This window comes from Bradyrhizobium sp. 521_C7_N1_3 (genome assembly GCF_052075975.1).
GTDB lineage: Bacteria > Pseudomonadota > Alphaproteobacteria > Rhizobiales > Xanthobacteraceae > Bradyrhizobium > Bradyrhizobium japonicum.
In genome coordinates this window covers 964,697-981,257 of the sequence record NZ_CP197232.1, presented here as the reverse complement: position 1 = coordinate 981,257, position 16,561 = coordinate 964,697, and the positions used below count along the sequence as shown (strand labels likewise).

Annotated in this window: 19 protein-coding genes; 8 read left to right on the top strand and 11 right to left on the bottom strand. The window is 65.0% G+C overall.

Annotated features, from left to right (window positions below):
• Window positions 1-310: 310 nt before the first annotated feature.
• Window positions 311-955 carry a response regulator transcription factor gene (locus AB7008_RS04535; protein ID WP_014498503.1) on the bottom strand — a complete coding sequence of 215 codons (645 nt, stop codon included), beginning with the start codon at window positions 953-955 and terminating at the stop codon, window positions 311-313.
• A gap of 86 nt (window positions 956-1,041) precedes the next feature.
• On the opposite strand from AB7008_RS04535, the gene AB7008_RS04530 reads away from it, so the two are divergent.
• Window positions 1,042-2,379: a histidine kinase gene (locus AB7008_RS04530; RefSeq protein ID WP_441258512.1), complete on the top strand. Its 1,338-nt coding sequence runs from the start codon at window positions 1,042-1,044 to the stop codon at window positions 2,377-2,379.
• Here AB7008_RS04530 and AB7008_RS04525 read toward each other — a convergent pair.
• The 9 genes from AB7008_RS04525 to coxB form a co-directional block, all read right to left on the bottom strand.
• Window positions 2,376-2,741, bottom strand: coding sequence for a nuclear transport factor 2 family protein (locus AB7008_RS04525; RefSeq protein WP_028160012.1), 366 nt, complete (start codon window positions 2,739-2,741; stop codon window positions 2,376-2,378). The two genes, AB7008_RS04530 and AB7008_RS04525, sit on opposite strands and share 4 nt — an antisense overlap.
• A gap of 116 nt (window positions 2,742-2,857) precedes the next feature.
• Complete coding sequence (locus tag AB7008_RS04520) at window positions 2,858-3,610, bottom strand: SURF1 family protein (protein WP_441258511.1); 753 nt, start codon at window positions 3,608-3,610, stop codon at window positions 2,858-2,860.
• Complete coding sequence (locus AB7008_RS04515) at window positions 3,607-4,008, bottom strand: DUF983 domain-containing protein (protein WP_041956429.1); 402 nt, start codon at window positions 4,006-4,008, stop codon at window positions 3,607-3,609. The genes AB7008_RS04520 and AB7008_RS04515 overlap by 4 nt, the downstream gene beginning before the upstream one ends.
• Window positions 4,009-4,208: 200 nt before the next feature.
• Complete coding sequence (locus tag AB7008_RS04510) at window positions 4,209-5,105, bottom strand: cytochrome c oxidase subunit 3 (RefSeq protein WP_028160009.1); 897 nt, start codon at window positions 5,103-5,105, stop codon at window positions 4,209-4,211.
• 79 nt (window positions 5,106-5,184) lie between these two features.
• On the bottom strand, window positions 5,185-5,835 hold the full coding sequence (locus AB7008_RS04505) for a cytochrome c oxidase assembly protein (protein WP_028160008.1): 651 nt from the start codon (window positions 5,833-5,835) through the stop codon (window positions 5,185-5,187).
• Between the two features lie 5 nt (window positions 5,836-5,840).
• Window positions 5,841-6,017: a hypothetical protein gene (locus tag AB7008_RS04500; protein WP_014498510.1), complete on the bottom strand. Its 177-nt coding sequence runs from the start codon at window positions 6,015-6,017 to the stop codon at window positions 5,841-5,843.
• On the bottom strand, window positions 6,014-6,958 hold the full coding sequence (locus AB7008_RS04495) for a heme o synthase (protein WP_212453084.1): 945 nt from the start codon (window positions 6,956-6,958) through the stop codon (window positions 6,014-6,016). The genes AB7008_RS04500 and AB7008_RS04495 overlap by 4 nt, the downstream gene beginning before the upstream one ends.
• A 60-nt stretch (window positions 6,959-7,018) precedes the next feature.
• Window positions 7,019-8,635, bottom strand: a complete 1,617-nt coding sequence (gene ctaD, locus AB7008_RS04490) for a cytochrome c oxidase subunit I (RefSeq protein ID WP_014498512.1) — start codon at window positions 8,633-8,635, stop codon at window positions 7,019-7,021.
• Between the two features lie 87 nt (window positions 8,636-8,722).
• A complete protein-coding gene (coxB, locus tag AB7008_RS04485) occupies window positions 8,723-9,565 on the bottom strand; it encodes a cytochrome c oxidase subunit II (RefSeq protein WP_028160006.1) in 843 nt (280 codons plus the stop codon).
• Window positions 9,566-10,011: 446 nt separating this feature from the next.
• On the opposite strand from coxB, the gene AB7008_RS04480 reads away from it, so the two are divergent.
• The 5 genes from AB7008_RS04480 to AB7008_RS04460 all read left to right on the top strand — a co-directional run bounded on the left by AB7008_RS04480 (window position 10,012) and on the right by AB7008_RS04460 (window position 13,822).
• Entirely contained in the window at window positions 10,012-10,557 is a 546-nt protein-coding gene (locus tag AB7008_RS04480; RefSeq protein ID WP_304492609.1) for an invasion associated locus B family protein, read from the top strand.
• A 120-nt stretch (window positions 10,558-10,677) separates the two neighbouring features.
• The gene (tldD, locus tag AB7008_RS04475) at window positions 10,678-12,105 is read left to right on the top strand and encodes a metalloprotease TldD (protein ID WP_014498515.1); all 1,428 of its coding nucleotides are present in this window, start codon (window positions 10,678-10,680) and stop codon (window positions 12,103-12,105) included.
• Window positions 12,102-12,878 (top strand): signal peptidase I, encoded by a 777-nt coding sequence (gene lepB / locus AB7008_RS04470; protein ID WP_028160003.1) that lies wholly within the window; start codon window positions 12,102-12,104, stop codon window positions 12,876-12,878. Before tldD ends, lepB begins: the two co-directional genes overlap by 4 nt.
• 23 nt (window positions 12,879-12,901) lie before the next feature.
• Window positions 12,902-13,243, top strand: coding sequence for an MmcQ/YjbR family DNA-binding protein (locus AB7008_RS04465; RefSeq protein ID WP_304492608.1), 342 nt, complete (start codon window positions 12,902-12,904; stop codon window positions 13,241-13,243).
• Between the two features lie 12 nt (window positions 13,244-13,255).
• A complete protein-coding gene (locus AB7008_RS04460; RefSeq protein WP_304494320.1) occupies window positions 13,256-13,822 on the top strand; it encodes a nucleotidyltransferase family protein in 567 nt (188 codons plus the stop codon).
• On the opposite strand, the gene AB7008_RS04455 is transcribed toward AB7008_RS04460, so the two are convergent.
• The gene (locus AB7008_RS04455; RefSeq protein ID WP_304492607.1) at window positions 13,823-14,686 is read right to left on the bottom strand and encodes a LysR family transcriptional regulator; all 864 of its coding nucleotides are present in this window, start codon (window positions 14,684-14,686) and stop codon (window positions 13,823-13,825) included. It abuts the gene before it with no gap.
• A gap of 98 nt (window positions 14,687-14,784) precedes the next feature.
• Here AB7008_RS04455 and AB7008_RS04450 point away from each other — a divergent pair, with 98 nt between their 5' ends.
• Both AB7008_RS04450 and AB7008_RS04445 read left to right on the top strand, forming a co-directional pair.
• Window positions 14,785-15,696, top strand: coding sequence for a DMT family transporter (locus tag AB7008_RS04450; RefSeq protein ID WP_441258510.1), 912 nt, complete (start codon window positions 14,785-14,787; stop codon window positions 15,694-15,696).
• A 13-nt stretch (window positions 15,697-15,709) separates the two neighbouring features.
• Window positions 15,710-16,483, top strand: coding sequence for an MBL fold metallo-hydrolase (locus AB7008_RS04445; RefSeq protein WP_304492605.1), 774 nt, complete (start codon window positions 15,710-15,712; stop codon window positions 16,481-16,483).
• Window positions 16,484-16,561 lie beyond the last annotated feature (78 nt).

The following is a 16,561-nucleotide window of genomic DNA, read 5'->3' as shown; positions in this document are numbered from 1 at the left end:
AAAACTGTCAGCCAAGTTCTCGGCGCCCGTCACGAAATCGTCAAGAGCCAAAACGGCGGGGGCAAGAAAACGTTCCTATTTTTCCCGGCACGGTTCGAGCTTCGCGAAGGCATACCGGCGAGCTCTCGCCCGCAATTGCCGTTTTTTCCCGAAATTCTTGGCAATTCAGGAACGAATATCAGGCCGGCCCATTGTGTCGGCGGATGGTGTCGGCGTGGTGCAAGCATTGCCCGGCTACGCGCCGAGACCCGATCCGCCCGGCCGGACCGGCTGCATCCTGGAGCAGCCGGTTCGGCGCCGGGACCGGGCATCAGCTCATCCCGATTTCCACCGCGATCCTGATCAGGTCGGAATGGTTCTTGGCGCCGAGCTTCTGCTTCAGCAGGGACGTGGTGTTGGCGACCGTCTTGTAGGAGATGCCGAGCGCCTCGGCGACCTCGACGATCTTGTCGCCACGGCCGAGCAGGCGGAGAATCTCGAGCTCCCGCGGCGTCATCTGCGAGGCCGGATTGGCCTTGATCGCCGCACCGGAGAACGTGACCGCCTCCGCGAGCTGCGGCGAGATGAAATTGTCGCCGGCGACCACCTTGCGCACCGCCTTGAGCAGAATCCGGGGATCGTCGCCCTTGGAGACGTACCCCTGCGCGCCAAGCTCGACCGCCCGCACCACGAAGGCCGGATCGTCGTTCATACTGAACATGATGATCTTGGCATCAGGGTCGTCCTTGCGGATCCGCCGCATCAGCTCGAAGCCGGAGACGTCGGGCAGGCTGATGTCGATGACGGTGACGTCGGGCCGCTTGCTGATATAGGCGCGATGCCCGGATTTGGCGTCGGTCGCCTCGTCGATACGGATCGAGTGGTCGGACGCGAAAAGGGTGCGGCATCCTGACAGCACCACAGGATGGTCGTCGACGATCAGAACTCGGGTCGCCGGTTTGGCGGTATCTTGCATCGCGCGCTCTCTTGTTTTTCGACTCATAGACCGGCGGGAACAAATGGAAAGAGCAAATCCCGTCAATGCGCGTTAGAATTGACCTAATGTGGCAGCGGCTCTCATTCAGAACACAATTGTTTCTCCCGCTCGGCTTGAGCTTCCTTGCCGCGCTGGTCATGGGCGGCGTGCTGCTCCAGAGCTTCGCGACGGGTCAGCTTGCCGACGAGAATGAGCCGGGCCGACGCTCGACCCGGACGGTCGCCGAGGCGCTCAACAACAGCCTGAGGGCCTCGGACGACCCGCGGAAGATACTCGATGCATTTGTCCATTCTTTGGACAGCTCCTCGGATATTCAATTCCGTTCAACGGAAGCGGGTCCCGCGCCCCCTCCAAAGGACAGCCTGCGTGATCTGCATGGCGTGCCGCATTGGTTCGTGGACCTGATCGCCATCCCGGAGATGGACGCGGCATCTCCCGTCATCATCGACGGCAGGCGCGTCGGCGACATCGTGTTCATGCCGGACCTGTCAGCCGATCTGTTCGAGAAATGGGTCGGCTTCCTGGCACTGACGAGCCTCATCGCCGTGCTGACGATCCTGACTGGGATCATTGCCTATCTCTTTGCGGGATCGGCGCTGCGTCCCCTGCAAGATCTCGGCGCAGGCCTCACGCGAATCCGGCGCGGCGACTATGCAACGCCTATCCCGGTCGCAGGACCGCAGGAGATCCGGCAGAGCTGCGAGGAAGCCAATGCGCTGGCGATGACGCTCGCGCAATTGAGTCAGGATAATCGCGACCTGCTGCACCGCCTGGTCTCGCTCCAGGACGATGAGCGGCGCGATCTCGCGCGCGAGCTGCACGACGAGCTCGGACCGCTATTGTTCGGCATCCGTGCCAGCACGATCGCTCTGAGCGAGGCATTGCCGGCGGGAAATCTCGGCAATCCGGCGCAGGAGGTGATGCGATCGGTCGAGGCGCTCCAGCAGACCAACCGCCGCATCCTCGACCGGCTGCGGCCGCTCTACATCGAGGAATTGGGGCTCGAGACCAGCGTGCAGACGCTGCTCCAGAACTTTCGCAGACAGGCGCCGCATATCAGTCTGACGGCCGCGATCGATCCGGGTCTGAACGAGATCGACCGACCGCTGGCCCAGACCGTCTATCGCCTGATCCAGGAGGCGCTGACCAACGTGCTGCGCCACGCCGGGGCGAACACTGCCCATGTGCTGGCGACCATTGCCGGCGAGGTGCTCACGATTGAGATCTCCGACGACGGCGGCGGCTTTCCCGCGGACAACGTCTTCGGCCGCGGCCTGACGGGCATGCACGAGCGCGTGCGCGCGCTCAGCGGATCGCTGTCACTGCTGCGCGCGGACGAGCGAACCTATGTGCGCTGCCGCCTGCCGGTCGGAGCGGCTAGGGACGAGCCTGCGGCCGACTAGCACGCACCATCGGCATCGGGAGTCTGCTCCGCCGGCTCGCACAGGGTACTGTAGATCTTGCCTTCGGGACTGAAGCGAAACGAGGCATGGATGCGCAGCGAGCCCGCGACGGAATATTCGAGATCGATGCCGTGCGGCACCGGATTGATCTCCTCCAGGCCGAAGCCTGCCGACGAGAAGGTGCTGAGCCGCGGCCCCCAATAGGTTTCGAGTTCGCGCCGTCCGCGATAATGTCGCTCGCCGTTGCACATGCATTCGACCCGGGCGTCGTCCGCGTAGAGATCGAGCAGCGTCGCGAGGTCGCCCTTCCGGCAGGCGTCCACCCAGTCGACGACAATTCCCATCTGGTCGAAATCGCTCACACCAAAATCCTGTCTGCCGCGAAAATTTGCGTGCGGCTTAGGACCACCCTCGTGAATATGTCCTGAATAATAAACCCCGGGCGATACCGGATTCCCTCCGGGAACCCACGGAAATTTCACGCCCGGCGCCGTCCCCTCGCCCAGACTCCGAATGCGATCAGCACCGCGCCGGCGAGCGCGAACCAGGTGATGGCGTATTGCAGATGATCGTCCTTCAGATGCACGTCGAGCGGGCCGGGACGTGGAATGCCGTTCTCGGGCACCGGCCGCTCCAGGTCGATGTAGAACGGCGCGACCGTGCCCCAGCCGAGCGCCCGGGACATGGCGAGATGATCGCGGGTGAACCACAGCCGTTTGTCACGCTCAGCGTCAGGCATCAGCACGCTGGCTGCTTCGGGGAAACGGACGTAGCCGGTCAACATCGCCGGCTTGTTGGTAATGAGTCGCGCGACCGCCCGATCCTGCAGGGCGCGGTCCTGTTGGGTGTTCGGCACGAAGCCCGCGTTGACCGCGACCATATCGCCGCCAGGCAGCCGTGCGGGAAGGAAAGCCCAGGTGCCGGGGCCGGAAATGTCGGAGCGGATGGCGGAGCCGGAACTGTAGACCATCGCATCCAGACGGGACTCGTAGGTCGCCGTAAATGTGACCCGACGGAATTCGTCCCGCTCCGGCGTCAGCGTGCTCCATTGCGACGGCGGCGGCAACGCAACAGGTGCCGCCGCGAGACGCTCGGTCAATGCGGCGATCAACTGATGTTTCGCGACGCGGCGTTGCAATTGCCAGACGCCGAGCGCGACCAAGACGGCGGCCAGGAAAAGCGTGAACAGCGCGAAGCCGGCCACGCGGGGCTTGCGCGCGGTCTCGTTCATTTCGCGCGGTCGACCAGCCGGCCCGGCGCCGCCTTGTGGTGGAATTGCAGCGCGATCAACAGCGACTTCATCGCGCGCAACGGCAAGAGCGTGGTCGCGAGGATCAGCGGCAGCCACAGCACCGCATGCAGCCAGTACGGCGGCTGGTATTTGACCTCGACGATCAGCGCGCACGCAACGACGATGCCGCCGGCCAGCATGATGATGAAGATCGCAGGACCGTCGCCGGTGTCGATGAAGGCATAGTCGAGGCCGCAGCGGTCGCAGCTGGGCGCGAGCGTCAGGAAACCCGCATAGAGCTTACCCTGGCCGCAGCGCGGGCACTTGCAGGCGAGCCCGCGCAGCGCGCTTTGCAGGACGGTCGTCTCGGGCTCGGTTGGGCCGGCGGTATCGTTCATGATGACGGACTCTAGAGCATTATCGGTTCTGATTGAATCAGAACCGAAGCTCCAGATTCTTGTTTTGACGCGTTTTCTTCACGCGAACCGGTATCCACTTCGCTCGAAAACGCTCTATCACGGTTTCCGCCGAAGCTTCCGGCGGCCCAAAAGCGAAAGGGCGGCCCTGCGGCCGCCCCTTCTGATCGGTCCAATGCGGCTCAGTGCGCACCGTGGGCCATGGTCTCGGCGCCGTGTCCCCACACATAGATGCAGAGGAACAGGAACAGCCAGACCACGTCGACGAAGTGCCAGTACCAGGCGGCGAACTCGAAGCCGAGGTGCTGTGTCGGGGTGAAGTGGCCGGCATAGGCGCGAAACAGGCAGACCAGCAGGAAGATGGTGCCGACCAGCACATGGAAACCGTGGAAGCCGGTCGCCATGAAGAAGGTCGCGCCATAGACGTTGCCGCCGAACGAGAACGCCGCGTGGCTGTACTCATAGGCCTGCACGCAGGTGAAGAGCGCGCCGAGCACGACGGTGAGAATCAGGCCGTATTTCAGGCCCTGGCGATCGTTCTCGAGCAACGCGTGGTGCGCCCAGGTCACGGTGGTGCCCGATGTCAGCAGGATCAGCGTGTTCAGGAGCGGCAGATGCCAGGGATCGAAGGTCTCGATACCATGCGGCGGCCAGGTGCCGGGCACGGAGCAGGCGCCAGCCGCGGTGCCGAGACCGCAGCCGAACACGGCGTCGCGCGTGGCGTGGACGGCGTCGGCCGGGAACAGCGCCGCGTTGAAATAGGCCCAGAACCAGGCGACGAAGAACATCACCTCGGAGGCGATGAACAGGATCATGCCGTAGCGGTGATGCAGCTGCACGACGCGGGTGTGATCGCCCTTGTACTGGGCTTCCTTGATCACATCGGCCCACCAGCTCGCCATGGTGTAGATCACGCCGATGGTGCCAGCACCGAAGATGATCGGCGCGGCCGCGAACATGTGGTGCATCCAGGTGATCGCACCGACCGCCATGATGAAGGCCGAGAGGGAGCCGACGACGGGCCACGGAGAGGGATCGACCAGGTGGTAGTCGTGATGCTTGGTGTGCGCCGTTGCCATTTGCGGTCTCTCTCCTCAATCCCGTGCCTGTCCGGCACTTATCCCCTTGTGTCCAACCCCCGCGGCATGAGCCCGGCGGTCAGAGATTTCCCTTGCGTTTGTCGTCCTCGCCCGACGCCAGCGGCTTCACCACGGGATCGCGCACCGGATAGAACGTGTAGGACAACGTGATCGTGTTCAGCCCGTCGTTCTCGTGATCGTCGGCAATCGACGGATCGACGTAGAACACGACCGGCATCTCGCGCTTCTCGCCGGGCGCCATGGTCTGTTCGGTGAAGCAGAAGCAGTTGATCTTCTGGAAGTAGGAGCCGACCGTCAGGGGCGCGACGTTGTAGGCCGCCTGGCCCGCGGTGGTGCGCGCGGCCTGGTTGGTCACGGTGTAAAAGACGGTCACGACCTGGCCGATATTGACCTCGATCTCGCTCTGCTCCGGCTCGAACTTCCAGGGCAGGCCGGGCGCGACGTTGGAATCGAAGCGCACCGCGATCTTGCGCGCGATCGGGCCGGTGGCGGGCGCGGACGTCGCGACCTGCGTCGTGCCGTTGAAGCCGGTGGCGCGGCAGAACCAGTTGTAGAACGGCACCGCCGCGTAGGAGGCACCGACCATCAGCGCCACCACGCCGCCGCAGATCGAGGCGACCAGCACGTCGCGGCCAAGCCCCCTGGAAGGCCCACGGCCCTGCCTGGCCGTCCGGCTCTGATCCCGCGATATGGTGGGCTCTCGATCCATGTTTGCTACATCGGCCGGACGAGGACTGCCGGTCCCTTGACGATGGTGACGGCGAAGAACAGCACCACGAGCACGCCGAGCGCGAGAGCGATCGCGATCGAGCGCTGGCGGCGGCTCTTCTTCTGCGCCTCCGTGAGGACGATTCCATTCATCTCAGGTTTGTCGGCCATTCCAGCGATCATGCGCCCCCTACCATCGGAGCAAGTGCCCGGAACACGACTTCGGCCAGCAGGGTCGCAAACAGCGCGAACAGATAAAGGATGGAAAAGGCAAACAGCTTGCGGGTCGCGCGCAGCGATTGGCTGCGCTCGCGGCGCACATAGACGTTGATCGCGAGCACAAGCATGCCGGCACCGAGGATCAGCGAGACGACGCCGTAGACGGCGTCGAAATAGCCGAGCGCCCACGGGGCGGCGGCGACCGCGATCAGCACGATGGTGTAGAGCAGGATCTGAAGCCGCGTCGCGTCGGGGCCGGCGACGTTGGGCAGCATCGGAATGCCGGCACGCGCGTAGTCGTCGGAGCGAAACAGCGCCAGCGCCCAGAAGTGCGGCGGGGTCCAGAAGAAGATGATGGCGAACAGCAGCAGCGGCTCGACGTCGACGGTGCCCGTGACCGCGGCCCACGCCACCACCGGCGGCAGCGCACCGGCGGCGCCGCCGATCACGATGTTCTGTGCGGTCCGGCGCTTCAGGATCATCGTGTAGATCACGACGTAGAAGAAGATGGTGAAGGCGAGCAGCGCGCCCGCGATCCAGTTGACGAGGATGCCGAGCGTCATCACCGAGAAGAAGGCGAGCGTCATGCCGAACGCCATCGCCTCGGGACGGGTGATGCGGCCGCGCGGAATCGGCCGGTTTGCCGTGCGCGACATCTTGGCGTCGATATCGCCTTCGAGCGCCATGTTGAGCGCTCCGGAAGCGCCGGCACCGACCGCGATGCAGAGCAGCGAGGTGATGGCCAGCACCGGGTGGAAATGCCCGGGCGCCATCGCCATTCCGACCAGCGCGGTGAAGATCACCAGCGACATCACCCGCGGCTTGAGCAGCGCAATGTAGTCGCCCACCTCCGCTTCGGAGATGCGGGGATCGATGTCGATGGCGTGGTGGTCGAGGACGGACACTAGTTTGACTCGCTTCGTTATAGAGCCGCGGCGCCCGTCACGGGCGCCGCGAGCGTTGGTTTACTGCACGCGGGGCAGCACTTCGAACTGATGGAAGGGCGGCGGCGAAGGCAGCGTCCATTCCAGCGTGGTCGCACCTGCACCCCACGGATTGTCGCCGGCCGGCACCTTCTTCATGAAGGCGTCGAGCACGCAGTAGAGGAAGATCAGCACCCCGAAGCCGGAGATGTAGGAACCGATCGAGGAAACCAGGTTCCAGCCCGCGAACGCGTCGGGATAATCGACGTAGCGGCGGGGCATGCCCGACAGGCCGAGGAAGTGCTGCGGGAAGAACACGAGGTTCACACCGATGAAGGTGACCCAGAAGTGCGCCTTCGCGAGCGTCTCGTTGTACATGTAGCCCGACATCTTCGGGAACCAGTAGTACCAGCCGGCGAAGATCGCGAACACCGCACCGAGCGACAGCACGTAGTGGAAGTGCGCGACGACGTAATAGGTCTCCTGGAGCACGCGGTCGACGCCCGCGTTCGCCAGCACGACGCCGGTGACGCCACCGACCGTGAACAGGAAGATGAAGCCCACCGCCCAGATCATCGGGGCGCGGAATTCGATCGAGCCGCCCCACATCGTGGCGATCCACGAGAAGATCTTCACGCCGGTTGGAACGGCGATGACCATCGTCGCGGCGACGAAATAGGCCTGCGTCGCCGAGGACATGCCGACCGTGTACATGTGGTGCGCCCACACCACGAAGCCGATGCCGCCGATCGCGACCATGGCGTAGGCCATGCCGAGATAGCCGAACACGGGCTTGCGCGAGAAGGTGGAGATGATCTGGCTGACCATGCCGAAGCCGGGCAGGATCAGGATGTACACCTCGGGGTGACCGAAGAACCAGAACAGATGCTGGAACAGCACGGGGTCGCCGCCACCGTCAGGAGCGAAGAACGTCGTGTGGAAGTTGCGGTCGGTGAGCAGCATGGTGATCGCACCGGCGAGCACCGGCAGCGACAACAGCAGCAGGAACACCGTCACCAGGATCGACCACACGAACAGCGGCATCTTGTGCAGGGTCATGCCCGGCGCGCGCATGTTGAAGATCGTGGTGATGAAGTTGATGGCGCCGAGAATCGACGAGGCGCCTGCCAGATGGAGCGACAGGATCGCGAAGTCGACGGCCGGACCCGGGTGACCCGAGCTCGACAGCGGCACGTACATGGTCCAGCCGGCGCCGACGCCGTTGGCACCCGGCTCGCCCTCGACGAAGGTCGACATCAGCAGTAGCGCGAACGAGGCCGGCAGCAGCCAGAACGAGATGTTGTTCATGCGCGGGAACGCCATGTCCGGCGCGCCGATCATCAGCGGCACGAACCAGTTGCCGAAGCCGCCGATCATCGCGGGCATGACCATGAAGAAGATCATGATCAGGCCGTGCGAGGTCACGAACACATTGTAGGTGTGCGTCTCGTGAAAGATCTGCACGCCCGGATACATCAGCTCGGCACGGATCGCGATCGACATCGCGGCGCCGATGACGCCGGCGATGACCGCGAAGATCAGGTACATCGTGCCGATGTCCTTGTGGTTGGTCGAATAGACGTAGCGACGCCATCCGGTCGGATGGGCGTGCTCGTGGTCATGCGCGTGATCGCCGTGTGCCGCTGCGCTCGTTGCCATTTTCAAATCCTGCCTTGCGTCCCGTTCGGACCTTATGAGGTCCCGCCCTTTATGTCGCTTTCAGTCCCTCGAGCCTCGACCCGGCGCTTACTGCGTCGGGCCGGCCGCGGAGGCGAAAGTGCTGGTGCCGCCGCTCGCAAATTTCTTCTTCGCCGTCTCGACCCAGGAGGCGAATTCCTGGTCCTCCACCACGCGAATCGCGATCGGCATGAAGGCGTGGTCCTTGCCGCAGAGCTCCGAGCACTGGCCATAGAACATGCCGGTCTTGGTGGCCTTGAACCAGGTCTCGTTCAGCCGCCCCGGAATGGCGTCGATCTTGACGCCGAAAGCCGGCAGCGCGAAGGCGTGGATGACGTCTGCGCCGGTAACCTGGACACGAACCACCTTGTTCACCGGCACGACCATCTCGTTGTCGACACCGAGCAGCCGGGGCTGCTTGTCCTGGGCCATCAGCGAGTCGAACTCGAACTTGCCGTTGTCCGGATAGGCATAGGACCAATACCACTGCTTGCCGGTCGCCTTGATGGTGATATCCGCCTTCGGCACGTCGAGCTCGAGGAACAGCAGGCGGAACGACGGCACCGAGATACCGACCAGGATCAGCACCGGAATGAGCGTCCACGCCACCTCGATCAGCGTGTTGTGGGTGGTCCGCGACGGCACCGGATTGGCCTTCGCGTTGAACTTCATGACCACGATGACCAGCAACGCCAGAACGAAAAGCGTGATCAGCGTGATCAGCACGAACAGGAAGTTGTGGAACCAGACGATATTATCCATCACCGGGGAGGCGGATTGCTGAAGCGTCCACTCCCACGGCGCCGGTTGCCCGAGCTCGGCGGCGAATGTCGCACCGCCCGTCGCCAGCGTCAGACCCGCCACGGCCAATCCCAGCAAGTGCCGGCCGACCCGGCCCATCGACATCTTCATGCCGTCGCGCTCCCCTTACGAAATCACCCCAAGTGCGTTCCCCTATTTTTGGGAAACGCTTATTCGATCCGCCCGTCTGACAAACCGCCGCGCAAGAATACCTCTAAGAGGAATCAGGGCCAGATCGTGAGAACGCCGAAATCAAGCCTCTCAAACCATAATTCTTGATCTATCGCAATGCAGTCTTGAGGCCCGTCTGTCAGCCATCACCCGCAAGATATTTCCTAGTAACATCAGAGAAAAATACCGTTTCCCGGGATGCCGCGGCTTGACAGCGGAATTGCCCGCGGTAGGCACTTGCAGACAGCCGCGCAGGAACCTGATTCGTGCGGGCGATGGCGGTGAGGGCGGCGCGGAATTTGCTTGCGAATTGCCTTCAAGACGCCGTCATTCCCGTATCAGTCCGCCAGGCGCGAGCGACCCAGGCGAGCAGAGGGACCGACCCGATGGGGTTTTCGAGAGGCATGGCAAGGCGGGCTAAAAGGCAGGCGAGCGGCCTCACGATGCTGGCTGCCCTCTTGGCCGCGGTCGTCGTCATGGCGCTGCCGGGCCTCGCCCATGCGCAGGGCGCGGTGCGCTCCGTCCATGGCGACTGGCAGATCCGCTGCGACACCCCGCCGGGCGCCCAGACCGAGCAATGCGCCCTGATCCAGAGCGTGGTGGCCGAAGACCGCTCCAATGCCGGCCTCACCGTGATCGTGCTCAAGACGGCCGACCAGAAGAGCCGGCTGATGCGGGTGGTGGCGCCGCTCGGCGTGCTGCTGCCCTCCGGCCTCGGGCTGAAGCTCGACAATCAGGACGTCGGCCGCGCCGGCTTCGTGCGCTGCCTGCCCAATGGCTGCGTCGCCGAGGTCGTCATGGACGACAAGCTGCTCGGCCAGCTCCGCACCGCCAAGACCGCGACCTTCATCATCTTCGAGACCCCGGAAGAAGGCATCGGCTTCCCGCTCAGCCTGAACGGGCTCGGCGAGGGTTATGACAAGCTGCCGTAGAGCGGGAGGCGCGTCCGCGCGCGGCGAATCCTATCGTTTCGTAATGTGGCACCTGGCACCCTCGCGGAACCGCCGGGAAACCATTATCTTGCCCTACATCTTCCGATAATGGACGCACCCATGACCAATCCAGCCACCACCTCCCTGCTCGACCGCGCCAATCTCGACCGCGACCAGGTCCGCAACGAGGTCGCGCGCGGGCTTGCCGGTGCCGACGACGGCGAATTGTTCCTGGAATACAGCCAGACCGAAGCGCTGATGTTCGACAATGGGCGGCTGAAGCAGGCGACCTATGACACCTCGCAGGGCTTTGGCCTGCGCGCCGTCAAGGACGACGCGGTCGGCTATGCCCATTCCTCCGACGTGTCGCTGCCGGCGCTGATTCGCGCCGCCGACGCAGTCGCTGCCGTGCGCGGCGGCTATTCGGGCAGCTTCGCGGCCCCGCCGGCGCATACCAACGTGCGGCTTTATAGTGACGACAATCCGCTGGATGCGCCGGGCTTCGAGACCAAGGTGAAGCTGCTCGCCGAGATCGACGCCTATCTGCGCGACAAGGATCCGCGGGTGCGGCAGGTCAGCGTCAGCCTGGGGGCGACCTGGCAGGTCGTCGAGATCCTGCGGCCCGACGGCGAGAGCTATCGCGACATCCGCCCGCTGGTGCGCGTCAACGTCTCCGTCGTCGCCGGTCAGGGCGACCGCCAGGAGAGCGGCAGCAAGGGCTATGGCGGCCGCGCCGGCTATGCCGAATTCATCGAGACGAAGTCCTGGCGCGATGCCGCCGACGGCGCACTGCGCGAGGCCCTGGTCAACCTGGAATCGATCCCCGCCCCCGCCGGCGAGATGGACGTCGTGCTTGGAGCCGGCTGGCCCGGCGTGATGCTGCATGAGGCGGTCGGCCATGGCCTCGAAGGCGATTTCAACCGCAAGAAGACGTCGGCCTTTGCCGGCCTGATGGGCCAGCAGGTCGCGGCCAAGGGCGTCACGGTGGTCGACGACGGCACCATTGCCTCGCGCCGCGGCTCGCTGTCGATCGACGACGAGGGCACGCCGACCAACCGCACGGTGCTGATCGAGGACGGCATCCTCGTCGGCTACATGCAGGACCGCCAGAACGCGCGCCTGATGAACATGAAGCCGACCGGCAACGGCCGCCGCCAGGGCTACGCCCATGTGCCGATGCCGCGCATGACCAACACCTACATGCTCGCGGGCGACCGCGACCCGGCCGAGATCCTGGCGTCCGTGAAGAACGGCGTCTTCGCCGCGAATTTCGGCGGCGGCCAGGTCGACATCACCTCGGGCAAATACGTGTTCCAGTGCACCGAGGCCTACAAGATCGAGAACGGCAAGATCGGCGCGCCGCTGAAGGGCGCCATGCTTATCGGCAACGGGCCGACCGATTTGCACCGCATCCGCATGATCGGCAACGATCTCGCGCTGGATACCGGCATCGGCACCTGCGGCAAGAACGGTCAGGGCGTGCCCGTCGGCGTCGGCCAGCCGTCGCTTTTGATGGAACGTATTACTGTAGGTGGAACAGGCGCATGAGCGTTGAGAAGGTAACTGTCCCCGCCAAGCGGAAGAGCAGCGGCTGGGCTGGTCAGCTGATGCAGCTCGCCGGCATCGTCGCCGCCGTGTTCATCGCCAAGGGCGCCCTCGCCGAGCCGTTCTACGTGCCGTCGGGCTCGATGGAGCCGACGCTCCTGATCGGCGATGCGCTGCTCGCCTCGAAATTCCCCTATGGCTACGGCACCTCGTCGCTGCCGATCCAGATCAACCTGCCCGAAAGCGGCCGCGTCTTCGCGGAGACGCCGAAGCAGGGCGACGTCGTCGTGTTCCGCTGGCCCGGCGACCGCTCGCAGGCCTGGGTCAAGCGCGTCGTGGGTCTGCCCGGCGACCGCATCCAGATGCGGCAGGGACAGCTCTTCATCAACGACCGTCCCGCCGAGCTGAAGCCGGATGGTGTCGGCGCCGCCGAGGACGACAATGGCGGCAGCGAGCCCGCCTACCGCTATATCGAGACCCTGCCGAACGGCGTGTCGCATCTGATCTTCAAGATGCGCGACAACGGCCCGCTCGACAACACGCCGGAAGTGACGGTGCCGCCCGGCCACCTCTTCGTGCTCGGCGACAACCGCGACAATTCCGCGGACAGCCGCGTGCCTTTGCGCTCCGGCGGCGTCGGCCTGCTGCCGATCGACAATCTGGTCGGACGCGCGGATGCCGTGCTCGGCTCCTGGGATCTCGGCATGCGCGGCCAGCCGGTGTGGACCTGGCTCTCCGGGTTCCGGCTCGCACGGTTCTTCACCGCCGTGCACTGAGCCGGTCCCAAGGTCTTGATCAAATGACCTTCGACGACGTCAGAGAATTTGCGCTGACGTGGCCGGAGGTCGAGGACGGCACCTCCTACGGCACGCCTGCGCTGAAACTGCGCAAGAAGATGCTGGTGCGTCTGAAGGAGGACGGCGACAGCCTTGTCATGCCCGACGTTCCGATCGACGAGCGCGCGATGCTGATCGAGAGCCAGCCAAAAATCTTCTATTTCACCGATCACTATGCCGACTATCCGATCGTGCTGATCCGCCTGTCCAGGGCGAAGCGCGCGATCGTCGAGCCGCTCCTGCGGCGGCGCTGGCGCGGCCTTGCCTCGAAGGCAGCGCGCGCCGCATTCGATGCCGGCGCGTGAGCGATGGCCGCGATGGATCGCGACCGCTTCCTCGCGCTGGCGCTGAAGAACCCGGTCAACGTTGCGATCATCGATGAGCTCGCCTCGCTCGCACTGCCCGATGCGTTGCTGGTGTCGGGATGTCTGGTGCAGACGGCGTGGAACGTGCTCACCGGCCGAGCGGTCGATCACGGCATCGCCGATTACGACGTGTTCTATTTCGACCCTGACACGTCATGGGAAGCGGAGGATGCGGTGATCCGCACGCTGCAAGCGCGGCTCGGACACCTCGGCGTGAAGATCGAGATCCGAAACCAGGCGCGCGTGCACCTGTGGTACCCCGGCAAGCACGGCCTGCCCTACCCGCCCCTGACCTGCTCGACAGACGGCATCGACCGCTTCCTCACGCAGAACACGCAAATTGGGGTGAGACGCGCCGGCGGCGGCTTCGAGGTCTACGCACCGCAAGGCTTCGACGACATCGCGGGGCTGGTCGCGCGGCCCAACCCGGGGGCGAATTTCTCAGCAGCGAGTTACGCGGTGAAGGCCGCGCGATGGAAGGCGCTGTGGCCGGAGCTCACCGTGATTGCGGCGGAGTGATCACGCCGCCTTCGCCTGCACGTTGTCGCAGAACTCGGCGAGCCGATCCGCCAACCGCAGCGTTGCGGGGCTCGCGCCGGGCGAGGCCATCAGCGCCACTTCGGTCCGGTTGATCGGCTCAAATCCGTCCTTCGCCGTCAGCACGCGATGATCGGACTGGATCGACATCTCCGACAAGATGCTCAAGCCCATGCCGGCAGCGACTGCGGCCTGAATGCCCGCGAGACTCGATGACGAGTAGGACATGTGCCAGGCGCGGCCCGCGCTTTCCAGCGCGTGGATGGCGCCGGCGCGGTAGAGGCAGCCGGTCGGGAATCCGATCAGCGGCACCGACGACACATTGACGTCGACCGGATGGCTCTTGCTGGTGACCCAGTGCACCCGCTCCGGCCACACCGCGATGCCACCCTTCGCGCCGGCCTCGCGCTTGAACAGCGCCAGGTCGAGCTCGCCGCGTTCGAGGTCGCGGGACAGGTTCTTGCTCTGGTCGGCGCGCACATCGAGCCGAAGGCCCGGATGCGAGCGCGAGAACGCACCCAGCAACTTTGCGAGACGATAGGCCGCAAAATCCTCGGGGATGCCGAGCCGAATCGCGCCCTCGCTGTCGGGCTCGCGCAGCACGTCGCGCGCCTCCTCGGCGAGCGTGAGCAGCCGCCGCGCGTAGGACAGCAGCCGCTCGCCGGCCTCAGTGGGGCGCACGTCCTTGCCGTCGCGATGCAAGAGCAGCTGGCCGACGTCCTCCTCCAGCCGCTTGATCTGCTGGCTGACGGTCGACTGCGTGCGGTGGACGCGCTCGCCGGCGCGGGTGAACCCGCCGGCCTCGACCACCGAGACGAAGCTGCGCAGGAGCTCCAGGTCGAGCATGGCCGCCTCCATTCGAAAATCCACTGCCCGGAAGTTAATCATTTAATTTCCAAATGGCAAGCCGTCTCCCTAGATCGAGGGCTCAGGAGAATGCCCTCATGTCGCTCGCCACCTCGCTTCCCGCAGCCCCCAGCCGCTTCAACACGCTGCCGCTCGCCATCGGGCTGTTTTGCCTGCTCTGGAGCTATGCCTTCGTCGCCGGCAAGATCGGCGTCACCCATTGCCCGCCGCTGATCCTGCTCGCCGCGCGCTTCTCGCTCGCCGGCCTCCTGATCCTCGGCGCCACGCTGATCCGCGGTGATGGCTGGTCATTGTCCTGGCGCGATGCCGCGATCTTCGCTGTGCTCGGCATCGCCAACAACGCGCTCTATCTCGGGCTCGGCTATACCGGCCTGCAATCGGTCTCCGCCGGCCTCGGCGGCCTGATCGTCTCGGCCAATCCGGTATTCACGGCGGCACTCGCCGCGTTGCTGCTTGGCGAAGGCATGACCTGGCGCAAGGCAGGCGGTCTCCTGCTCGGCATCATCGGCGTGACCCTGATCGTCTGGCATCGCCTGTCGGTCGGTACCGACTCCCTGCACGGCATCGTCTTCACCCTGGCCTCGCTCGCCTCCATCGTCGCCGGTACGATTCTGTTCAAGCTGCTCGCGCCGAAGGGAAGCCTGTGGATCGGCAACGGCGTGCAGAACCTCGCCGCCGGCATCGTGCTGACGCCGGTCGCGCTCACCTTTGCCGACGTCCACGCAATCGATTTCACCCCGGGCCTGGTCGGCGCCTTCGCGTTCCTCGTGCTCGGCGGCTCGATCCTCGCCTACTGGCTCTGGTTTCATCTCCTGAAAGTGTGTGGCGCGACGGCTGCGAGTGCCTATCATTTCCTCATGCCTCCGCTCGGCATGCTGTTCGCCTACATCGTGCTCGGCGAGCATGTCGAGGCCCGCGACCTGCTCGGCATCATCCCGGTCGCGCTCGGCATTTACCTGGTGACGCGCCCCGCAAAGCCCGTCGCGTAAGAGGAGCTTTCTCATGCCCATTTCCATCACCCTGATCGGCGGCCCTACCGCGCTGATCGAGATCGACGGCTTTCGCCTGCTCACCGATCCGACCTTCGATGCGCCGGGCGCCTATCAGCTGCCGCATGTGACGCTGGAGAAGACGATCGGTCCCGCCGTGAGGCCCGACGCGATCGGCCCGATCGATGCCGTCCTGCTCAGCCACGACCAGCACTCGGACAATCTCGACAATTCCGGCCGCGCGTATCTCAAACACGCAAAGCGCGTGCTGACGACCGAGGCCGGCGCAAAACGACTGGGCGGCCATGTCGAGGGCCTCGCGCCCTGGGCGACCTCGCATCTGAAGGACCGTGATGGCAACACGCTGACGATCACCGCGACGCCCGCGCGCCACGGCCCGGCCGGCATCGAGCCGCTGTCGGGCGACGTGATCGGCTTCGTGGTGTCGTCGAGCCGGACGGACACGAGCGACGTCTACGTCAGCGGCGACACCACCTGGTTCGACGGCGTCGCCGAGGTCGCGCGCCGTTTCAAATGCGGCGTGGTGCTGCCGTTCGCGGGCGCGGCGCAAACGCGCGGGCCGTTCCACCTCACCATGGATACCAACGACACCATCGAGACGGCGCGCGCCTTTCCACATGCGATGATCGTGCCGGTGCATACCGAGGGCTGGGCGCATTTCCGCCAGAATAGCGAGGATCTGCGCAAGACCTTTGATGTGCTCGGCTTCGGGACCCGGTTGCGATTGCTGGTGCCGGGCGTGCCGACGGTGGTTGAGGCGCCGTGAGATAAGCCGTCGCGCACTCCATTCTCCTCGTCATGGCCGGGCTTGTCCCGGCCATGACGGTGGGGTGGCAATTTGCCC